This is a genomic window from Streptomyces shenzhenensis (genome assembly GCF_003688995.1).
In the GTDB taxonomy this organism is placed as follows: Bacteria; Actinomycetota; Actinomycetes; order Streptomycetales; family Streptomycetaceae; genus Streptomyces; species Streptomyces shenzhenensis_A.
The window spans coordinates 1-19062 of the sequence record NZ_PENI01000007.1 but is presented as its reverse complement, the minus strand read 5'-3'; the positions used below and the strand labels follow the sequence as shown (position 1 = coordinate 19062).

Here is a 19062-nt window from a genome sequence, read left to right as displayed (position 1 = left end):
CTGCGGGCCCCGGCGCCGTACTCCCTCTCCCAGCCTCCGGCCGGGAGGTGTCCCCAGCCCCGCGCCGCCGTGCGGTCAGCCGAAGAACACCCCGAACTCGTCGTACAGGGACGGATCGACCGTCTTGGTCCGGCCCGTGACGTCGGCCAGGGGAACGCGGACGATCCTGGTGCCGTTCAGCGCCGTCATCACGCCGAAGTCACCGTCCTTGACCGCGTCCACGGCGTGCAGTCCGAAACGCGTGGCCAGCCAACGGTCGAACGCGCTCGGGGTGCCGCCGCGCTGGACGTGACCGAGGACGGTGGTGCGGGCGTCCGTGCCCGTGCGCTCCGAGATCTCCCGGGCGAGCCACTCGCCCACGCCGGACAGCCGCACATGGCCGAACTCGTCCACCGTCCGGTCCTTGAGGATCAGCTGCCCCTCTTTGGGGACCGCGCCTTCCGCCGCCACGACGATCGGCGCGTAGTGGATCTTGAACCGGCTCTTCACCCACGCACAGACCTCGTCGATGTCGAACGGCCGCTCCGGGACGAGGATCACGTTGGCGCCGCCCGCGATGCCGGCGTGCAGGGCGATCCACCCGGAGTGCCGCCCCATCACCTCCACCACGAGCGTCCGCATGTGCGACTCGGCGGTGGTGTGCAGACGGTCTATCGCCTCGGTCGCAATGCCGACGGCGGTGTCGAAGCCGAAGGTGTAGTCCGTGCCCGACACGTCGTTGTCGATGGTCTTGGGCACGCCGACCAGTCTGATCCCCTGCCGGTCCAGTTCGGCGGCCACGCTGAGCGTGTCCTCGCCGCCGATCACGACGAGTGCGTCCAGGTCCTGTGCGGCGAGCGTGTCCCGCACGCGTCGCACCCCGTCCTCGTGCTTGAGCGGATTGGTGCGGGAGGAGCCGAGGATGGTGCCGCCGCGCGGGAGAATCCCCCGCACGCTGGAGATGTCCAGCGGGACGACGTCGTTCTGGAGTGCCCCGCGCCAGCCGTCGCGCACTCCCACGAAGTCGAAGGCGTACTGCTGGACGCCCTTGCGGACGACGCTGCGGATCACCGCGTTCAGGCCGGGACAGTCTCCGCCACCGGTCAGTATGCCGACCTTCATGGCTCTCTCCCTTGCGTCCGTCACCCCGTCCGGTCGCGGCTTCCGCGCGGGCGTGACCGCTGCCGGGGGCTGTGCCTCGTCCCCTTCAGCCTCCTCCCACCCGCTGGGTGTGACCAGTTCGCGGTCATGACGGGGAAGCGGTACGGGCACGTGTCGGACACCACACTGCCGAGTGCCGCACTTGAATTGGAATCTAGCATGCGCATTTGCTAGCGTGCCGACGTGCGATTGACGAAGTTCACGGATCTGGCGCTGCGCGCGGTGATGCGTCTGGCCGTCTCCCCGCAGGGGGACGCCCTGACCACGCGTGAGGTCGCGGAGGTCGTGAAGGTGCCGTACGCGCACATGGCGAAGGCGATCGCCCGTCTCCAGCACCTCGGCGTGGTCGAGGCCCGGCGAGGGCGTGGGGGCGGGCTCGAACTGACCGAACGCGGGCGACAGGCCTCGGTCGGTTGGCTGGTCCGCGCGCTGGAGGGGGAGGGCGAGGTCGTCGCCTGCGAAGGCGATCCGCCCTGCCCGCTGCGCGGGGCCTGCCGCCTGCGCCGGGCGCTGAGTGACGCTCAGGAGGCGTTCTACGCCGCCCTCGACCCGCTGACCGTCTCCGACCTGGTGGCGTCGCCCACGGGTCCGGTGCTGGTCGGACTGGTCGGCGTCCGCCCGGAGTGACCGGGGCCCGCACAGCGGGCACGTGCGCCCAAAAATTGGAATCTGAAATGCAAGTTCATGGAGGTACCGGTGCTCTCCGAGCAGTCCACGCCCGTCGTCCGCGAAACCCTGCCCGTCGTCCGCGCCGCCATCGGCGAGATCGCCGAAGTCTTCTACGGCAGGATGTTCGACGCCCACCCCGAACTCCTGGCGGACCTGTTCAACCGCGGCAACCAGGCCAACGGCGAGCAGAGAAAGGCGCTCGCAGGCTCGATCGCGGCCTTCGCCGAACAACTGCTGGCCCACCCCGATGTCCGCCCTGACACGATGCTCGCCCGCATCGCGCACAAGCACGCCTCCCTGGGCATCACCTCCGACCAGTACAAGATCGTCCACAAGTACCTGTTCGCGGCGATGGGCGAGGTGCTCGGCGACGCCGTCACGACGGAGGTGGCCGAAGCCTGGGACGAGGTCTACTGGCTGATGGCCAACGCCCTGATCGCCCTCGAGACCCGGCTCTACGCACAGACCGGTGCGGCCGAGGGCGAGACATGGCAGCAGATGACCATCGCCGAGCGGCACCAGGAGTCGCCCGACGTGGTCTCCTTCACCCTGCGGCATACCGACGGCCGGCCGTGCGCGTCCTTCCGGGCGGGCCAGTACGTCAGCGTGCAGGTCGAACTGCCGGACGGCGCACATCAGATCCGCCAGTACAGCCTCTCCTGCGCCCCCGGACGCCCGGAGTGGCGGATCAGCGTCAAGCGCGCAGGCGGTGCCGCGCTGCCCGACGGCGAGGTCTCGTCCTGGCTGCACCACAACGCGCGAGTCGGCGACACGCTCACCGTCTCGGCCCCGTTCGGAGACCTGACGCTGCGCCCCGGTGACGGACCGCTGCTGCTGGCATCCGCCGGAATCGGCACCACCCCCGTGCTGTCCATGCTGAACCACCTGGCGGCCACCGGATCGCCCCGGCCGGTCACGGTCGTCCACGCCGATCGCACGCCGGACGACCACGCCCACCGCGAGGAGTTGAGGCAACTGGTACGGGCGCTGCCCGACGCCCGGCTGCATCTGTGGTACGAGGAGCCCGACGGCCAGGAGCCCGAAGCAGCGGCCGGCCTGGCCGACCTCGCCGCCGTCGAACTGCCCGAGTCCGTCACCGCCTACCTGTGCGGCCCGCTGCCGTTCATGCGGTCCGTCCGCGGAGACCTGCTCCGTCGGGGTGTCCCGGCCCAGGACATCCACTACGAGGTGTTCGGTCCCGACCTCTGGCTGGCCGCCTCGTAGCAGACCGGACGGATCCCCGGGTGACCGTACCGATCGGACTCGGTGTCGGCCGTATCGTCCTGCGGGCGCTCTGCGGGTACGGGTGTGTCATTCGTGGCGCTGTGCGTCCTCCAGCCGTGCTTGCTGCGGGAGGCCCACCGCAGGGGGACCGATCAGCCGTGAGAGAGACCGCGGCGCACCCTCGAAGCGGCTCGGGAAGGGGAACTTCCGTTCCAGGAAGGCCCGCATGGCGGTCCGGGCCGCCGCCCTGGCCTCCGGGGCCGTCTCCACGTCGTTGAGGCAGAAGAAGTCGACCTCCTCCCCGGCCGCGAGGCGGTCCAGGCGCCGCTGCATGTCCGGTGTGCCCAGTTGTATGTAGCGGAAGCGGTAGTCGGCCGGGACGGCCCGGCCGGTCGCGATCGCCCAGTGGTGGTGGAGGGTGGACGCCGGAGCGACGTCGGTGACGGAGCGGAAGCGCGAGTACGACGTCCGCTCCAGCTCCTCGATCGCGAGGTTCTCCATCTCCCGCATGACCGACAGCAGTTGTGGATGCGGGGTGTGCAGCGACTTGTGCGTCACGTATCTGCCGTGGAAGCGCCTGATCACCTCGCGGGCGTTCTTGCCGGCGGAGTTGGGCGCCGGCTCCAGCGGATGCGGGGCGCCGACGCCCAGCTTCAACGGCGACAGCGGGATCCGGGCGATGCCGTTCCCGTGGAAGAAGTGCTCCGCTCGCACCGGCCGGTTGACGAAGACGTCGTCGTTGAAATACAGGTAGTGCTCCGACAGGCCCGGAATGTGGTGCAGCCGGCTCTCTATCGCGTGCGAGTTGAACACGGGGAGGGCATCGGCCGGGAGGATGTCCCGGTGATCGATCACGGTCAGGCCGGCCGCGCCCGGATCCAGCCAGCCGGGGAGCTGGGAGTCGGTCACGAGGTAGACGTGCCGGACGAACCCGGCGTACATCTCCAACGAGCGCAGCGCGTACCTCAGTTCGTCGTGGCTGGTGTAGCGGGATGCGCCGGTCTCCCGCGGGGCGATGGGGTTGTCGGAGTGCGCCTGATGGGCGCGGCGCTTGGCGGCCATGGCCGGATCGTCCCCGTCGACCCAGGTGTACACGGCGTCGACGGGGAAGCGCACCTCGTCGATGCCCGGCTCGGCGAACGGCGCGAACGTCGGCACGCCGCCGCGGCGGCCCGCCACCGCGGCCGGTTGCCGTGCCGCCGCCGGCAGCACCTCCGACACCGGGTTACGGCGCGGGGCGACGAGCGCAGGGCCGAAGACGTCCGCCAGCCGGCTGCCGGGCACGGTGAGCCAGGAGGGGTCCACACCCGGGGCGGCGCCCAGGTCCTGGCCGCGACACCAGAACTCGATGTCGCACCCCGTCTCGAGACCGCTGAGCACCTGCCCCGCGGGGCCGAGGCGCACCATACCGGTGCGGAGCACCGCGGCCCGCCTCAGCGCCCGCGGCAGCTTCCCGTCGGCCCACAGCACCGCGGTCGTCACGGTGCCGTCCGGGCCGACGGCGCCGACGTACCCGGCGGTGCGGGCGAAGCGCTGCCCGGCCCGGGCGAGGACCGTGCCGCGGTACGTCTCCTCGACGCCGATCACCTGCCCCGGCGCGCCGGACCCGTGGTCGGCGGGGACGAGGAAGTAGGGGACGCCGATCGCCTCCAGCAACGTGCACACCCGTTCGCGGTCCGCTTCGGCGGCATCCGCGGCGGTGTAGTCGGCGACCGTGCGTCCGTACAGCCGCACCGGTCCGGAGGCGATCGGGAGCAGCCCGGGGACGGCGGCGCGCAGCCGGCGCCGGGCCCGGGCGGTACGCAGTGTCCAGAGCCGGGCGGACTGCCGGAGCCGGAGATACCCGAACAGGTCCCGGGCGGCCCGCAGGCCCGCGGGCGCCGCGAGGCGGTGGCGTAGGTCCATGGGGGCGTTCCCGTCAGTTCTGCTTCTCGAAGGGGCTCGGGAACGGGAAGTAGTTCTCCAGGAACTCGCCCATCCGGATGCCGACCTGCTCCCGCTCCTCGGGCAGCACATCGACGTCGTTGAGGCAGAAGAAGTCGAAGCGGCGGTTGCGGCGCAGATCGGCCAGGCGCGCCTCGGCGTCCGGGCGGTTGATGTTCACGTACCGGAAGCTGAACCTGCCCGGCACGCCGAGGCCGGTCATCAGCGCGTACTGGTACAGCAGGGGGGCCGTCATGGCGATGTCCTGCGGGGAGCGGAAACGGGACGCCGTGGTGCGGCGCACGTCCTGAGGGAACAGCTCCTCGAGCGCGCGAAGCGCCCCGCGCTGCTGGGGCAGCGGCGTATGCATGAAGTTGTTCGTCGTCATCCGCCCGAACTTGTCGAGCAGCAGCCGGCGGACGTTCTTGCTCGCGGAGTTGGTGGCCGTCTCCTCGGCGTGCGGCTTGCCGACGCCGATCTTGAGCGGGGACACCGGGATCTTCATGAGGCCGCTGCCGTGGAAGAAGTGCTCGGCGGTGACCCGGCGGCCGACGAACACGTCGTCGTTGAAGTACAGGTAGTGCTCCGACAGCCCCGGTATGTGGTGCAGCCGGGTCTCGATCGCGTGCGAGTTGAACACCGGCAGGACGTCCTGCGGGAAGATGTCGCGGTGGTCGACGACCGTGATCCCCGGGGCCCGGTCGTCGAGCCAGTGCGGCTTCTGACCGTCGGTCACGAGGTAGATGTGCCGGACGAAGTCGGCGTACATCGCCAGCGAGCGCAGCGAGTACTTCAGCTCGTCATGGCTGGTGTACCGGGAGGCGTTGGTCTCCTTGTCCAGGATCTCGGCGGTGCCGCGCTCCTGGTACCGGGCCCGCTTGGCCCGCATCCCGGGCTCCTCGCCGTCCACCCAGGTGTAGACGACGTCGACGGGAAAGGTCACGTCGTTCACGGTCGGCCGGGTGAACGGGACGAAGCTGGGCAGCTCCCGGTCGCCGATGCGCACCGTGGCCGGCCGCTGCTCGGCCGCCGGCAGGACGTCCGTGACGCCGTTGTTCCGCGGCGCGATCAGGGACTCGGCGAAGATGTCCGCCGACGCCTGCGGCTGCACCTTGGCCAGCCGCCGGGGCCCGTCGGCGGAGGCGAGGAGCTGTGCGCCGTCGTCCCAGAACTCGACGTCGCAGGCGAGTTCCGGCCCGGCGAGCAACTGGCCCGCGGGGCCGAGGTGGTTCTCCCCGATCCGCAGCGTGGGGGAGGAGCGCAGCGCGGCCGGCAGCACACCGTCCATGAACAGTGCGGGATGATGGAGTTTGCCGCCGGGCAGCGGTTTGCCGATGAACACCGCCGTCCCCGCGTTCTGCGTCTCCAGGGCGTCCAGAAAACGCTCCCGGTCGACGGCGTGCACGCCGACGGTGTGACGCGTACGAGAGGCCGGCACCAGGAAGTAGGGGATGCCTTCCCGCTCCAGCGCGGCGACGACCAGGCCGAGGTTGGCTGCGGCGGCCTCGGCCGCGCTGAACCGGGTCACGACGCGTCCGTAGAGCTGCTGGCCGCGCACCGCCACCGGGCGCAGCACCGGGTCCGTGACCGCTGCCCTGCGGCGCCGCCGCATGGTCCGCAGCTGCCACACCCGCTCGGCGGCCTTCCGCTCGACCCGTGGTCGCATCCGCCGGGCAAAGGAACGCACGGTCACGTTCTGAACTCCTCTTCATCAACCCCAACACAGGCCCTGCGTAAGCCAGACAGGCGCACATGGCCAAAGGTTGTACGAGATTTCTCCGCGATTTAACGATGCGCGAACCTGGCTCATAACTTGGGGTGGTAAGGGCATGTTGGCGTGCGGCGGCGCGGGCGCGGGCGGGAGAGACGCCGTTGTCCAGGGACCGGCGCTCCCTGGCTGAGTCCGGCGTCCGGAGGCATGGTGGAGGCGTGGACCGATCCGAGCTGGCCGACTTCCTGCGCCGTTGCCGCGCCCGTCTCACCCCCGCCGCCGTGGGACTGCCGCAGGGCGCGCGGCGCCGTACCCCGGGGCTGCGCCGCGAGGAGGTGGCGCAGCTGGCGGGCATGTCCACCGACCACTACACGCGGCTGGAGCAGGCCAGGAGCTCGCGCCCGTCCCGCCAGATGCTCGCCGCCGTCGCCCGCGCGCTGCGGCTGACCCGCGACGAGCGCGACCACCTCTTCCATCTGGCAGGCGAGGAGCCGCCGCGGGACCGGCCGATCACGGAGCATGTCCGCCCCGGCCTCCTCCTGGTCCTCGATCGGCTGACCGACACCCCCGCTCAGGTCGTGACCGACCGCGGCGACATCCTCGCGCAGAACGCGATGGCCAAGGCGCTCTCCGGTGACGCATCCGCCCGCCCGGAAGCCGAACGCAACGTCATCTGGCGCTACTTCATGAATCCGGCCGCGCGTGAGCTCTTCCCGGTCGAGGAGCGCGACCGGGCCGCCCGCGTGACGGTGGCGGAGTTGCGTGCCACGCTCGCCGGCCGCCCGGACGACACGCGGCTGGTGGGGCTCGTCCGCAGGCTCCGGGCCGGGAGCGAGGAGTTCGCGGCGCTGTGGGACGCCCACGAAGTCGCCGTACGCCGCGCCGACGTCAAGCGGTTCCTGCACCCGGTCGTGGGCCTGCTGGAGCTGGACTGCGAGGTGCTGCTGAGCCCGGAGCACGACCAGCGGCTGATCGTCCACACCGCCCGTCCGGGCAGTGAGTCCGCCGAGCGACTCGAACTGCTGCGCGTGGTCGGGCTCCAGGATCTCACGCACGGCTGAGCCGCTACGCCGGTCTCCGGTCCGGTTGCTTGTATCGCGCCAGGTGTTTCCCTGCCCTGCCCTGCCCGGCCCGGGTGGCGGGGCTGTGCCACGGGCCGCCCGGAACCGGCTGACGCGCCTGGTGCGAGTTACGGGCGTGCCCGCAGGGCCACTCCGATCCGCCGCCCGCACCGTGCGCGAAGCCTGGCGAACAGGCCGGGGGTGCGCGGCAGGTCGGCGGGGCGTGGCCGAGGCTGGGGTGCGGCGTCGGGCACGTCCCGAGGCGCCGGCTCCACGGCGGGCGCGCCGATGGTGCCTTCGAGGATCGGGGCGGGTTCGGGTTCTCGGGGAGGCGTGGGGTAACTCAGGGCGCGCAGATATCCTTCCAGCGCGCGTCCAGGGTCGGCCGACATGACTGCTCCTGCTGCGTTGGTGTGCGAGAGGGGTTACGTGAGCGGTGTCCTCTCGTGCCACGCGGGCACCGGAACCTGACACCGTGGTTCCTCTCAGCAGCGCAGGACGCAGGAAGAGCCGGCAGGGGCGGGGAGCGCGCGCTCGGGCAGCGGCCCGGCGGCAGGAACCTGCCGTCCGTCCCCTGGATGCGCGAGGGGGAAGGACGGGCAGAGCGCGGCGCACTGCGGGGCTTTCCGGTCAGGGCGCGCACCGCCTCCGGTGGTGAGCGGTTTCCTCGCGTCGACGACGCAGGCGACGCTCTCCGTCGCCTCGACCTTTTCGGTGTGATCGGCCACGAGCGCGGCGCACAGCGCCACCAGCACGGCGGCCAGTGCCAGGACGGCTCTCCGCGCGGTCGTGCGACGCAACCCGCTACCCCAACCGATCACGTACGCAGCGTAACTGTCCCGCTACTGTGTGCGCATTCCATCGGACGAGTGAAGCCGGTGCGGCCGACCGTCAATCCGGCGACCTGGCTGACGGAGGTTCGGCAACCGCCCGTGTCGGGACAGCGGTCCACACGGCGTCGAGCGGGTCACCGGCGGTGATCCCGCCGCCGCGTCGCTGAGCCGATCGTGCCCTTCGGCCGGAGCGCGGAGCGTGTCCGGGAGGCCGGCCGAGTCCCCGTGGTGACACGCTGGCCGCGGCCCGCCCTCGGGCTCCGGCCAGCTCGCGAGAGGCGGAGGAAGCAGCCATGCCCACCCACCACGTCGGTGTCGTGCTCGTGCACGGCGCCTGGGCCGACGGATCGAGTTGGACCAAGGTGATCGGCCCGCTGAAGGCCGACGGCGTCGAAGTCGTGGCGGCACCCTTGCCGCTGACCTCCCTGGCCGATGACGTCGCGGCGCTCGACCGGGTTCTGGAGCGGCTCGACGGCCCGATCGTCCTGGTGGGGCACGCGTACGCCGGTGCCGTCATCGGCGCGACACGCGACCCGAAGGCCGCGGGGCTGGTCTACGTGGCGGCGCTCGCGCCCGACGAAGGGGAGACCGTCGGCGATGTCTTCCATCGTGGCCGGCCGCACCCGAGGACGCCGAAGCTCCAGCCGGACTCCCACGGGCTGGTCTGGCTGCCCGAGGACTCCTTCGCCGAGGCCTTCGCGCAGCACGCCGCTCCCGAGGAACAGGCGGTCCTGGCAGCGGTGCAGCGCCCCATCGCCGCGGCCGGCATCGGTGCACCGGTCGGACGGCCGCTGTGGAAGGACCGCCCGAGCTGGTTCCTGATCGCCGAGCAGGACCGCATGATCGACCCGGATACGCAGCGCTTCATGGCCGAGCGGATGGGCGCCCACGCCCGGCCGCATCCGGTCGACCACGCGCCGCTGGTCACCGCGCCCCACCAGGTCGTGGACATCGTCCGGGACGCCGTGCGCGACGTGGTCACCACCGGGTAGACGCCCCGCGGTCCCCGATCGCGTCGTGCGCGCAGGGCCTGCCGTGACCGTGGGCAACAGCCGTGCCGCTCCTGGGGAGTTGGGGCTGCTCCTCGGTGCGGGAGCGAAGGGCGCGCTCTTCCGTTCCCGACGCGACCCGCGGGCCGCGGACGGTTCGACGAGTTCACGAAGACAGCTCCGCGGGCCATTGGAGTGATGCGTGCCTGCGCCCCGCCGTCGGCAGGAATCCCGGTGGGTGATGGCCGCCATACTCGGGGGCGTCCGCGGGAGCCGTCGGGTTCGGTGCTCCTGTCGCCCGGCCATCAGAAAGCGTGTCCAGACCCATGGCAGACGTCGAACAGCCCGTGCGGAGCGCCGAGGCGGAGCCGCCCATCTCGAGGATTCGGCCCGGGAAGGTCGCGGTCAAGTGGCTCACGACAACCGACCACAAGACCATCGGCTCCCTCTACCTCATCACGTCGTTCGCCTTCTTCCTCGTCGGCGGCCTGATGGCGCTGGTGATGCGGGCCGAACTGGCCCAGCCGGGTCTGCAGATCGTGTCGAACGAGCAGTTCAACCAGGCGTTCACGATGCACGGCACGGTCATGCTGCTGATGTTCGCCACCCCGCTGTTCGCCGGGTTCACCAACTGGATCATGCCGCTGCAGATCGGCGCGCCGGACGTGGCCTTCCCCCGGCTGAACATGCTCGCCTACTGGCTCTATCTGTTCGGGTCACTGATCGCCGTGGGCGGCTTCCTCACCCCGCAGGGCGCGGCCGACTTCGGCTGGTTCGCCTACTCCCCGCTGTCCGACGCGATCCGGACCACGGGTGTCGGCGCGGACCTGTGGATCATGGGTCTGGCCATGTCCGGTTTCGGCACCATCATCGGCTCGGTCAACTTCATCACCACCATCATCTGCATGCGTGCCCCCGGCATGAACATGTTCCGCATGCCCATCTTCACCTGGAACGTGCTCCTGACGAGTGTGCTGGTGCTGTTCGCCTTCCCGGTGCTGGCGGGGGCGCTGCTCGTGCTGGAGGCAGACCGCAAGTTCGGGGCACATGTCTTCGAAGCGGCGAACGGCGGGGCACTGCTGTGGCAGCACCTCTTCTGGTTCTTCGGCCACCCCGAGGTGTACATCATCGCGCTGCCGTTCTTCGGCATCGTCAGCGATGTGATCCCCGTCTTCGCGCGCAAGCCGGTCTTCGGATACATGGGCCTGATCGCGGCGACGATCTCCATCGCGGGCCTGTCCATCACGGTGTGGGCGCACCACATGTATGTCACCGGCGGGGTGCTGCTGCCGTTCTTCTCCTTCATGACCTTCCTCATCGCGGTCCCGACCGGGGTCAAGTTCTTCAACTGGATCGGCACCATGTGGAAGGGCTCACTGTCCTTCGAGACACCCATGCTGTGGGCGTCAGGCTTCCTGGTGACCTTCCTCTTCGGCGGACTGACCGGAGTCATCCTGGCCTCGCCGCCGATGGACTTCCACGTCTCGGACTCGTACTTCGTGGTGGCGCATTTCCACTACGTCGTCTTCGGCACGGTCGTGTTCGCGATGTTCGCCGGATTCCACTACTGGTGGCCGAAGTTCACGGGGAAGATGCTGGACGAGCGCCTCGGCATGATCACCTTCTGGACGCTGTTCGTCGGATTCCACACCACGTTCCTGGTCCAGCACTGGCTGGGCGCCGAGGGCATGCCGCGCCGGTACGCGGACTATCTGGTCGCCGACGGCTTCACCGCCCTCAACACGGTCTCCACCATCGGGTCCTTCCTGCTCGGGCTGTCGATGCTGCCGTTCCTCTACAACGTGTGGAAGACCGCGCGGTACGGCAAGAAGGTCGAGGTCGACGACCCGTGGGGGTACGGCCGTTCGCTGGAGTGGGCGACCTCGTGCCCGCCGCCGCGGCACAACTTCGTCACCCTGCCGCGGATCCGCAGTGAATCCCCGGCGTACGACCTGCACCACCCCGACGTGGCCGCCCTGGAATCACACTGAGCCGAGGGCGAGGAGCAGCCATGGGCCGGCCCGACGAAGCGAAGAACGCTCGGCGACATGAAGGATCCGACTGGACGAACCAGGTGGAGGGCTACCTCCTGTGGCAGACCCGGGTGCAGGACGCGAAGTGCCGGGCCCGGGCGTTCACCGAGGCCTTCGACTGGCTCACCACCTCGCAGCGGGTGGAGATCGAGCGGCGGTACATCGGTGACCGTCTGCAGTGCGAGGAACAGGATCTGCGGCGGATCGTGCAACGGGCGGCCGACCTCCGCAGCGAGTACGAGCAGCGTTACCGTCGGCTGCGCCTGCGGTGCACCGCGGTGACGGTCTCCGCGGTGACCGCCGCGGTGGCGGCCCTCGCCGTGGCCGTCTCGTATCTGCCCTGACCCACCTGTTCGCCGCGGAACCGGCGCCGCCCGGCCGCCGAGCGCGCGCCGGGCCGGCGGGGAGGCTGCACGCATGCACGCCGTACTGCACGCACTGTCGATCGCCGGGTCCATGACCTGGGAGATCACCTGGGCCCTCGTCCTGGGCTTCGCGCTGTCCGCCGTCGTCCAGGCCGTGGTCCGCAAGTCCACCGTCGTCTCGCTGCTCGGTGACGACCGGCCCCGCACCCTCGCCGTCTCCGCGGGCCTGGGCGTGGCGTCCTCGTCCTGCTCCTATGCCGCGGTGGCACTGGCCCGTGCCCTGTTCCGCAGAGGCGCGAACTTCACCGCCGCGATGGCCTTCGAGATCGCCTCCACCAATCTCGTCGTGGAACTCGGGGTCATCCTGGCGCTGCTGATGGGCTGGCAGTTCACCGTCGCCGAATTCACCGGCGGCCCCATCATGATCATCGTGCTGGCCGTGCTGTTCCGGCTGTTCCTGCGGGACGAACTCCTGCGCCGGGCCCGCCGGCAGGCGGAACGGGGGCTTGCCGGGTCCATGGAGGGCCATGCCGCGATGGACATGTCCGTTCAGCGGGAAGGCTCCTTCCCCCGCCGGCTGCTCTCCCGCGAGGGCTTCACCGCCACCAGCCATGTGTTCGTGATGGAATGGGCGGCGATCCTGCGCGACCTGATCGCCGGCCTGCTCATCGCCGGCGCCATCGCCGCCTGGGTCCCGGACTCGTTCTGGCGCGCCTTCTTCTTCGACGGCCACCCGCTCGCCGCCAAGCTGTGGGGACCCGTCGTCGGCCCGCTGGTGGCGCTGGCCTCCTTCGTGTGTTCCATCGGCAATGTGCCGCTGGCGGTGGTGCTGTGGAAGGGCGGGATCAGCTTCGGCGGCGTGGTGGCGTTTATCTTCGCCGACCTGCTGATCCTTCCGATCCTCACCATCTACCGGAAGTACTACGGCGCCAGGATGGCCGCCTTCCTCCTCGGCACCTTCTACCTCGCGATGGTCGTCGCGGGATACGTTGTGGAGTTCGCCTTCGGCGGCCTCGGCCTGATCCCGGACCAGACGGCCGCGAAGGTCCCGACGGAAGGCGTCAGATGGAACTACACCACCTGGCTCAACATCGTCTTTCTCGTCCTGGCCGCCGTGCTTCTGCTGCGGTTCCTGCGGACCGGCGGGCCGGCCATGCTCCGCATGATGGGCGGCTCACCCGAAGCCGGCCATGGCGACACCGACACCCGGGCCGGAAACCCGGGATGACCACACCACCACCGGAACCGCCGCCCCAGCGCCCGCCCACCCGGCATACGCCACGCACCTCTCGCCGACCCCCGTGGGGGGTCTGCCGGCCGCCCTCACCGGCCCCCGTGTCGCGAGCGCGGCCGCCGGAGTCCTCCTCCTGGCCACCCCGCTGCTGCTCCCGCGCCGCGCGAACGCCGCCCGGAACACGGCGGAACCGGCCGCCTGCCGTCCCTGACACACGGCGACCCTCGCGGTGTCCGCTGCCGCCGGCCCGGACCCCATCGGGCCCCTGTGGGCCGGGACCCGGTCCGGGCGCTCCGGTCGTGGCGCGAGCGCAGACGACGGGTCGAGCACGGCGGGGATCCGGGTCCGGCGGAGCCCGCGCGGATCAGGTGAGCTGCACACCGCCGTCGACGTCGACCACCGATCCGGTGGCGTAGCCGTTGCTCATCAGGAACACCGCGGCCGAGGCGATGTCCTCGGGCAGGCCGACGCGAGCGACGGGCACGCTGGCCACGTACTGGGTCATCAAGCGCCGTCGCACATCCTCCGGGACGTCCGCGAAGGCGGGAGTCTCGACCAGTCCGGGGGCGATGACATTGACCCGCACCGGGGCCAGATCGACGGCGTTGGCCTTGCCGAAGGCCTCCAGGGCGGCGTTGATCGCGGCCATCGTCGGGCGCCCGGGGCCGTGCTTGCGGCTCGCGATCCCCCCGATCAGAACGATCGAGCCGTCCTTCGCGATGCGGTCGGCCGCGGCCCGCACCCCCTCGTAGGCGCCCCAGAACTTGGTGTCCATGAACGCCCGTGCGGCGCCGGAGTCGAGCTCCCGCACCGTGCCGAGGGCGGTGGTACCCGCAGATATCGCCAAGTGGTCGAAGGTCCCGACGCGTTCGAGCAGGGACTCGATCGAGGCCGCCGAGGTGATGTCGGCCTGCTCGGTCGCGATGCCGCTGGGCACGGTGCCCGCGGTACGCCCAGGGTTGCGGCTGGCCGCGGTGACCCGGGCCCCCGCGGCCAGGGCGTGCTCGGCGATGGCGAGGCCGATGCCGGAGGTGCCGCCGATGACGACTACGTGCTTGCCGGCCAGGGGGCTGACGATGCTCATGGGCGATGTCCTGTTCTCGGGTGGGCAGTCGTTCGGGCGGACGGTAGTTCCCGGCGCCTGCGGATCGGTTTAGCCCGGTCATGCCAAGCAGGAGACAGGGGCGGCGCCTGCTCCTTCGGTGCCGGGTCGGACGGATACCGCTGCCGATGTAACACCTGCTACATTTTTGAGTGTGGTCAATGGTGATTCCCCAAGCCGCTGGCTTGTCCTCGTGATCAGAGTCCCCGCCGAGCCGTCCCGGCACCGGGTGGCGGTGTGGCGCGAGCTGCGCAAGATCGGTGCGCTGTCGGTGGGCCAGGGCGTGTGGGCCGTGCCGGACGTACCGGTCTTCGCCGACGGCATCGCCCGCGCCGTCGACCTGACCGAGCAGGCCGACGGCCAGGCGCTGGCCCTGACGGCGGCCGGACGCAGCCCTGAGGACGCCGCCCGCTTCCAGGCGCTGTTCACCGCCGCGCGCTCCGCGGACTGGGCGGAGTTCCTCGCCGACTGCGGCAAGTTCGAGGCGGAACTGGCCAAGGAGATCCGCATCGCCAAGTTCACCCTGGCCGAGCTGGAGGAAGAGGAGCAGTCACTGGAGCGGCTGCGGCGCTGGCACCGCGACCTGACGGCGCGCGACGTGTTCGGCGCGCCGGAAGCCGCCGAGGCCGGCGAACGCCTGAGGCAGAGCACCGCCGCCTGCGAGGACTACGCCGAACGCGTCATCGCCGCCCTGCACGGGATAGCGGGGGACGCCCGATGACCCGGGCGGAGACGGTGCGGGCGGCCCCGGCCAGACGGATGTGGCCGCTGTACGCGGCCGGCTTCACGACCGCCTTCGGCGCGCACGGCATCGCCGCCAACCTCGGCGGTTTCTCGGACGACGCCGTCACCTCCCTGCTCGTACTCGGCGGTCTGCTCGCCCTGTACGACGGCGCCGAGGTGCTGCTCAAGCCGGTGTTCGGCACCCTCGCCGACCGGATCGGCGCCCGCCCCGTACTGCTCGGCGGTCTGATCGCCTTCGCCGCCGCGTCCGCGCTCTACGTCCTCGTGGACAGCCCGGGCTGGCTGTGGGCGGCCCGGCTGGGCCAGGGCGCCGCCGCTTCCGCGTTCTCGCCGTCGGCCTCCGCACTGGTGGCGCGGCTCAACCCGGCGGCCAGGCACGGTCGCGCGTACGGCAGTTACGGCTTCTACAAGTCGATCGGCTACACCCTCGGCCCGCTGCTCGGCGGGGTGCTGGTGTGGGCCGGCGGCCTGCGCCTGCTGTTCGCGGTCCTGGCGGTGCTCGGCGCGGCGGTCGCGGGGTGGGCCGCGCTGGCCGTCCCCTCGGTCGAGCCGCTTCCCAAGGCCCGGCAGACACTGCTGGATCTGGTCCGCCGCCTCGCCGACCCGGCCTTCCTCGCCCCGACCGCCGCGCTGGCCGCGGCCACCGCCGCGCTGTCGGTCGGCGTCGGCTTCCTGCCGGTGTCGGGCCGGGCCGCCCACCTCGGCACGGTCGCCACCGGGGCAGCGGTGTCCGTGCTCGCCGCGTGTGCCGCGGTGGTCCAGCCGAAGGCCGGACGCGCACTCGACGAAGGGCGCCTCACGACCCGTACCGGCATCGCGGCCGGACTGCTGATCACCGCGGCCGGGTCGGCGTGTGCCATGCTGCCGGGCCTGGCCGGCGTCCTGCCGGCCGCGGCGCTGATCGGCGTGGGCACCGGGCTCATCACCCCGCTGGGTTTCGCCGCGCTGGCGGCAGGCACGCCACCCGAGCGCCTGGGGCAGACCATGGGCGCCGCTGAACTCGGCCGCGAACTCGGCGACGCCGGAGGCCCGCTGCTCGTGGCCGGCATCGCCACCCTCGCCACCCTGACCTACGGCTATGCGGCCCTGGCGGCCCTGCTCGCCGTCGGGCCGGTGATCGCCCTCCTCCGCCGCGGCGCACGGACGACGGACGTGCCGGACACGATGACGTGACCCGAGGCGGGGTCGCGGCGCCGGTGCGCCGGCCGTCGGGCAGCGCCTGCGGTGCGGCGGCGCGTCAGGCGCCGACGCTGTCGGCCAGCGCGGAGAACTCCTCGTCGGTGAGGGTGACCAGGGCGGCCGCGACGTTCTGTTCCAGGTGGGCGACGCGCGAGGTGCCGGGGATGGGCAGCATCACCGGGGAACGACTCAGCAGCCAGGCGAGCGCGAGCTGGGAGGGGCTCACCTGGTGCTTCTTGGCCGCGCTGTCCAACGGGCCGCCCGGACGGGCGAGTTCACCGGTGGCCATGGGGAACCACGGGATGAAGGCCAGGTTCGCACGCTCGGCGTGGTCCAGGACGTCCTCGGCGCCGCGATCGGCGAGGTTGTACAGGTTCTGCACCGAGACGATGGTCGCGATCTCGCGTGCCTGGTCGAGCTGCTCGACGGTGACCTCGGACAGCCCGATGTGCCGGATCTTGCCCTCCTGTTGGAGGAGCACCAGTTCGCCGAGCTGCTCGGCCGGCGGCACCTTCGGATCGATGCGGTGCAGCTGGAAGAGGTCGATGCGGTCCAGGCCGAGGTGACGCAGGCTCAGCTCGCACTGCTGGCGCAGGTATTCGGGCCGGCCCACCGCGCGCCATTCGTCCGGGCCGGGGCGGGTCAGGCCGGCCTTGGTGGCGATGACGAGGTCGTCCGGGTAGGGGTGGAGCGCCTTGTGGATCAACTGCTCGCTGACGAAGGGACCGTAGGAGTCCGCGGTGTCGATGAGGTTGACCCCCAGCTCCACGGCGCGCCGCAGCACACGCACGGCTTCGTCGGGGTCCGCGGGCGGGCCCCAAATGCCAGGACCGGTCAAGTGCATGGCGCCGTATCCGAGGCGGTGGACAGGCAGGTCGCCCCCGAGGGAGAAGGTGCCGGAAGCCTCGGCGGGACGGGAAACGGAAGCGGTGCTCATGAGGTGTCCTTCGGATGGGGGGACGGCGACAGCGCCGAAGATCTTCCCAATGCTCGGCCGGGTGCGCCCGGACGGTCCGCCTGCGACCGGCACGACGGTGTACCGGCGAGCGCGACGGTACGCCTGCCGTTCGGGCGATCCCGTAACCACCATCCTGTTCCGCCCACCGCCACGACGCACCCCGCGGCGGCTCAGGGCCGGGGAAGGGCGTCCCCGCTCACGACGGCGACTGCGCCGCCCAGACCCCGTCGCGCATGATGACCCGGCCGGACAGCTCCGGTTCGCCGCGCCAGGCACGCACCGTCGTCGGCGCTGTACGCACGTACACAAAGGCCTTGTCCTCCGTGCGCGGATCCCATCCGAACTTCTCGGCGAACGTGTCGGCCGCGTCCGCCGGTACGTCCTGCTCCGAGAAGCACCGCGCCTCTCCCAGGAGCAGCACCACATCGAAGGAGTCCGGCAGCGCCAGGCGTACCCGCGGTTCCACGCGGACGTTCCGCACCGTCGCGGACGCGGCGCCGGTGCACACCCACACCGCCTGCCCGTCCCACGAGAACCACAACGGGACCTGGTGGGGCCCGTGTTCGGGGTGGGCGGTCGCCAGCCAGATGTCTCGCTCCGTGGCGAGCCGTTCCAGAGTCTCGCGTATACGTTCCGCCACCGAGCGGGGGACGGTTCTCGTGTGGTGCATGGCGCCGACCCTAGTCAGCAAGATCGAAGCGCACATGGGGCTGCGGCCCTACGCCCCGCGACCGACGTCCTGGTCCACGCCGTCGTCGTCGCCGGATGCCATCGCGTTCGGCGCTCCTCTCGTCTCAGGTTGCGACAGTGTCGAGGAGTCGCTGAACTGACTCAGTGACGCCGATGCCCTCGCCGACAGCGTCAGAGAGATCCACGGTGCCGGCCGGGACGCGGCGACGGATCCCGCAGGGACACGTCATCATCGAGAAGAGCCTCGACGAGATCCAGGACAGGTCGAAACAGCAGATCAGGACGGCGATCGATGATCTCACTCAGGCGATCGCGGCCGACGAACGCATGGACGTCTGCACGCCGTAACCCGGTCGGGCGGCCCCCGAACGCAGGGACACCGCGGCACCGGCCGGGGACCAGCACGAAGGAATCATCATGACCAGCAGCATCGCCCGCCGGGCCTCTCTCGCACTCGCCTCCGCGGCCGTCGCGGTGGCGTCACTCCTCGCCACCGGAGGCTCCGCCTCGGCGGCAGCAGCCGCGCCGGGCAGCGGTTCCCCGGCCGTCTCCCACACCGACCGCACCCCCGGGCCCCAGCACTGGGAAGAGCTCTGCAAGCAGGTGCACCGGGTCGGCGGAGTCAAGATCGTCCCCCGTACCGATCAACAGGGGCACGCGGGTGATGCCGCCCGCATCCGCTGGATCTCGGACCAGATCGCGTGGCTGTGTTCACATGTATGACCCTGGGAGCGTGTACGACCCCGGGAGAGACCCGGAGTGCCGGCAGCGTCGCTCACGGTAGGCGAGGGGGCGGCGCCGTGTCGCCGCGTCAGGCTGTCCGTTCCGAGGACACCGGTGGACTTCCTCGCCGGATCGTGCACATTGGAGTTATGGACGCCGGACACTACCTCGTCCGTGTATGGCAGCGCTGGCATTCCACCCACGCGCTGGTGGCGATCCCGCTTTTGCTGATCGCGGCGATCACGGTGGCCGACGTCCGCACCCGGGAGTCCGTCCATGTCGGTCCGCTGCTCGTGGCGGCGCCCGCCATCACCACGTCGTTCGCCGGTCCCCGGCTGACCGGGCTGATCGGAGCGTTGGCGCTGGGTGCCCAGACGTTCCTGGCCGCGCGCAGTGGCGGGGTGGCCACCTCGAACCACATCGCCCAGCTCACCGGGCTCGCGGCCCTGTCGGTCTTCGCCGTGCTGGTCTGTTACGTGCGTGA

18 protein-coding genes and 1 pseudogene are annotated in these 19062 nt (G+C 71.1%); 12 read left to right on the top strand and 7 right to left on the bottom strand.

What is annotated here, in order from left to right; all coding sequences use genetic code 11:
• Positions 1–75: 75 nt before the first annotated feature.
• Entirely contained in the window at positions 76–1101 is a 1026-nt protein-coding gene (locus tag CTZ28_RS13610; RefSeq protein ID WP_121889623.1) for a 6-phosphofructokinase, read from the bottom strand.
• Positions 1102–1323: 222 nt separating this feature from the next.
• On the opposite strand from CTZ28_RS13610, the gene nsrR reads away from it, so the two are divergent.
• Positions 1324–1767 carry a nitric oxide-sensing transcriptional repressor NsrR gene (nsrR, locus tag CTZ28_RS13605; protein WP_121889622.1) on the top strand — a complete coding sequence of 148 codons (444 nt, stop codon included), beginning with the start codon at positions 1324–1326 and terminating at the stop codon, positions 1765–1767.
• Between the two features lie 69 nt (positions 1768–1836).
• Positions 1837–3033, top strand: a complete 1197-nt coding sequence (locus tag CTZ28_RS13600; protein ID WP_121889839.1) for a globin domain-containing protein — start codon at positions 1837–1839, stop codon at positions 3031–3033.
• An 87-nt stretch (positions 3034–3120) separates the two neighbouring features.
• On the opposite strand, the gene CTZ28_RS13595 is transcribed toward CTZ28_RS13600, so the two are convergent.
• Both CTZ28_RS13595 and CTZ28_RS13590 read right to left on the bottom strand, forming a co-directional pair.
• Entirely contained in the window at positions 3121–4938 is a 1818-nt protein-coding gene (locus tag CTZ28_RS13595; protein WP_121889621.1) for a stealth conserved region 3 domain-containing protein, read from the bottom strand.
• Between the two features lie 13 nt (positions 4939–4951).
• Positions 4952–6649, bottom strand: coding sequence for a stealth family protein (locus CTZ28_RS13590; protein ID WP_121889620.1), 1698 nt, complete (start codon positions 6647–6649; stop codon positions 4952–4954).
• 236 nt (positions 6650–6885) lie between these two features.
• Here CTZ28_RS13590 and CTZ28_RS13585 point away from each other — a divergent pair, with 236 nt between their 5' ends.
• Positions 6886–7728 (top strand): helix-turn-helix transcriptional regulator, encoded by an 843-nt coding sequence (locus CTZ28_RS13585; protein WP_121889619.1) that lies wholly within the window; start codon positions 6886–6888, stop codon positions 7726–7728.
• Positions 7729–8213: 485 nt separating this feature from the next.
• Here the strand turns inward: CTZ28_RS13585 and CTZ28_RS46605 are convergent, their stop codons facing one another.
• Positions 8214–8549: a hypothetical protein gene (locus tag CTZ28_RS46605; RefSeq protein ID WP_147481145.1), complete on the bottom strand. Its 336-nt coding sequence runs from the start codon at positions 8547–8549 to the stop codon at positions 8214–8216.
• 305 nt (positions 8550–8854) lie between these two features.
• Here CTZ28_RS46605 and CTZ28_RS13580 point away from each other — a divergent pair, with 305 nt between their 5' ends.
• The 4 genes from CTZ28_RS13580 (at position 8855) to CTZ28_RS13565 (ending at position 13176) form a co-directional block, all read left to right on the top strand.
• Positions 8855–9553, top strand: coding sequence for an alpha/beta fold hydrolase (locus tag CTZ28_RS13580; RefSeq protein WP_121889618.1), 699 nt, complete (start codon positions 8855–8857; stop codon positions 9551–9553).
• A gap of 323 nt (positions 9554–9876) precedes the next feature.
• A complete protein-coding gene (gene ctaD, locus CTZ28_RS13575; RefSeq protein WP_121889617.1) occupies positions 9877–11541 on the top strand; it encodes an aa3-type cytochrome oxidase subunit I in 1665 nt (554 codons plus the stop codon).
• A 20-nt stretch (positions 11542–11561) separates the two neighbouring features.
• Positions 11562–11927: a cytochrome C oxidase subunit I gene (locus CTZ28_RS13570; RefSeq protein WP_121889616.1), complete on the top strand. Its 366-nt coding sequence runs from the start codon at positions 11562–11564 to the stop codon at positions 11925–11927.
• 73 nt (positions 11928–12000) lie between these two features.
• Positions 12001–13176 (top strand): permease, encoded by a 1176-nt coding sequence (locus CTZ28_RS13565; RefSeq protein ID WP_121889615.1) that lies wholly within the window; start codon positions 12001–12003, stop codon positions 13174–13176.
• Positions 13177–13546: 370 nt separating this feature from the next.
• On the opposite strand, the gene CTZ28_RS13555 is transcribed toward CTZ28_RS13565, so the two are convergent.
• Complete coding sequence (locus tag CTZ28_RS13555) at positions 13547–14266, bottom strand: SDR family oxidoreductase (protein ID WP_121889614.1); 720 nt, start codon at positions 14264–14266, stop codon at positions 13547–13549.
• A 211-nt stretch (positions 14267–14477) separates the two neighbouring features.
• Here CTZ28_RS13555 and CTZ28_RS13550 point away from each other — a divergent pair, with 211 nt between their 5' ends.
• Together CTZ28_RS13550 and CTZ28_RS13545 are read left to right on the top strand one after the other, a co-directional pair.
• On the top strand, positions 14478–15005 hold the full coding sequence (locus tag CTZ28_RS13550; protein WP_259471587.1) for a Chromate resistance protein ChrB: 528 nt from the start codon (positions 14478–14480) through the stop codon (positions 15003–15005).
• A 38-nt stretch (positions 15006–15043) separates the two neighbouring features.
• A complete protein-coding gene (locus CTZ28_RS13545) occupies positions 15044–16201 on the top strand; it encodes an MFS transporter (RefSeq protein ID WP_121889838.1) in 1158 nt (385 codons plus the stop codon).
• Between the two features lie 64 nt (positions 16202–16265).
• On the opposite strand, the gene CTZ28_RS13540 is transcribed toward CTZ28_RS13545, so the two are convergent.
• Both CTZ28_RS13540 and CTZ28_RS13535 read right to left on the bottom strand, forming a co-directional pair.
• Positions 16266–17144 carry an aldo/keto reductase gene (locus CTZ28_RS13540; protein ID WP_121889612.1) on the bottom strand — a complete coding sequence of 293 codons (879 nt, stop codon included), beginning with the start codon at positions 17142–17144 and terminating at the stop codon, positions 16266–16268.
• A 217-nt stretch (positions 17145–17361) separates the two neighbouring features.
• The gene (locus CTZ28_RS13535) at positions 17362–17835 is read right to left on the bottom strand and encodes a pyridoxamine 5'-phosphate oxidase family protein (RefSeq protein WP_121889611.1); all 474 of its coding nucleotides are present in this window, start codon (positions 17833–17835) and stop codon (positions 17362–17364) included.
• 206 nt (positions 17836–18041) lie between these two features.
• On the opposite strand from CTZ28_RS13535, the gene CTZ28_RS46990 reads away from it, so the two are divergent.
• The 3 genes and pseudogenes from CTZ28_RS46990 to CTZ28_RS13520 all read left to right on the top strand — a co-directional run.
• Positions 18042–18203 carry a hypothetical protein gene (locus CTZ28_RS46990; protein ID WP_183154385.1) on the top strand — a complete coding sequence of 54 codons (162 nt, stop codon included), beginning with the start codon at positions 18042–18044 and terminating at the stop codon, positions 18201–18203.
• Between the two features lie 69 nt (positions 18204–18272).
• Positions 18273–18578 carry a hypothetical protein gene (locus CTZ28_RS13525; protein WP_121889609.1) on the top strand — a complete coding sequence of 102 codons (306 nt, stop codon included), beginning with the start codon at positions 18273–18275 and terminating at the stop codon, positions 18576–18578.
• A gap of 149 nt (positions 18579–18727) precedes the next feature.
• Positions 18728–19062 (top strand): annotated as a pseudogene (locus CTZ28_RS13520) (serine/threonine-protein phosphatase); the annotation flags it as partial.

Bases quoted from the DNA above. Each gene is read 5' to 3' on its own strand.
- CTZ28_RS13610 (WP_121889623.1), bottom strand. From the start codon at position 1,101: ATGAAGGTCGGCATACTGACCGGTGGCGGAGACTGTCCCGGCCTGAAC.
- CTZ28_RS13595 (WP_121889621.1), bottom strand. From the start codon at position 4,938: ATGGACCTACGCCACCGCCTCGCGGCGCCCGCGGGCCTGCGGGCCGCC.
- CTZ28_RS13580 (WP_121889618.1), top strand. From the start codon at position 8,855: ATGCCCACCCACCACGTCGGTGTCGTGCTCGTGCACGGCGCCTGGGCC.
- ctaD (WP_121889617.1), top strand. From the start codon at position 9,877: ATGGCAGACGTCGAACAGCCCGTGCGGAGCGCCGAGGCGGAGCCGCCC.
- CTZ28_RS13570 (WP_121889616.1), top strand. From the start codon at position 11,562: ATGGGCCGGCCCGACGAAGCGAAGAACGCTCGGCGACATGAAGGATCC.
- CTZ28_RS13565 (WP_121889615.1), top strand. From the start codon at position 12,001: ATGCACGCCGTACTGCACGCACTGTCGATCGCCGGGTCCATGACCTGG.
- CTZ28_RS13555 (WP_121889614.1), bottom strand. From the start codon at position 14,266: ATGAGCATCGTCAGCCCCCTGGCCGGCAAGCACGTAGTCGTCATCGGC.
- CTZ28_RS13545 (WP_121889838.1), top strand. From the start codon at position 15,044: ATGTGGCCGCTGTACGCGGCCGGCTTCACGACCGCCTTCGGCGCGCAC.
- CTZ28_RS13540 (WP_121889612.1), bottom strand. From the start codon at position 17,144: ATGAGCACCGCTTCCGTTTCCCGTCCCGCCGAGGCTTCCGGCACCTTC.
- CTZ28_RS13535 (WP_121889611.1), bottom strand. From the start codon at position 17,835: ATGCACCACACGAGAACCGTCCCCCGCTCGGTGGCGGAACGTATACGC.
- CTZ28_RS13525 (WP_121889609.1), top strand. From the start codon at position 18,273: ATGACCAGCAGCATCGCCCGCCGGGCCTCTCTCGCACTCGCCTCCGCG.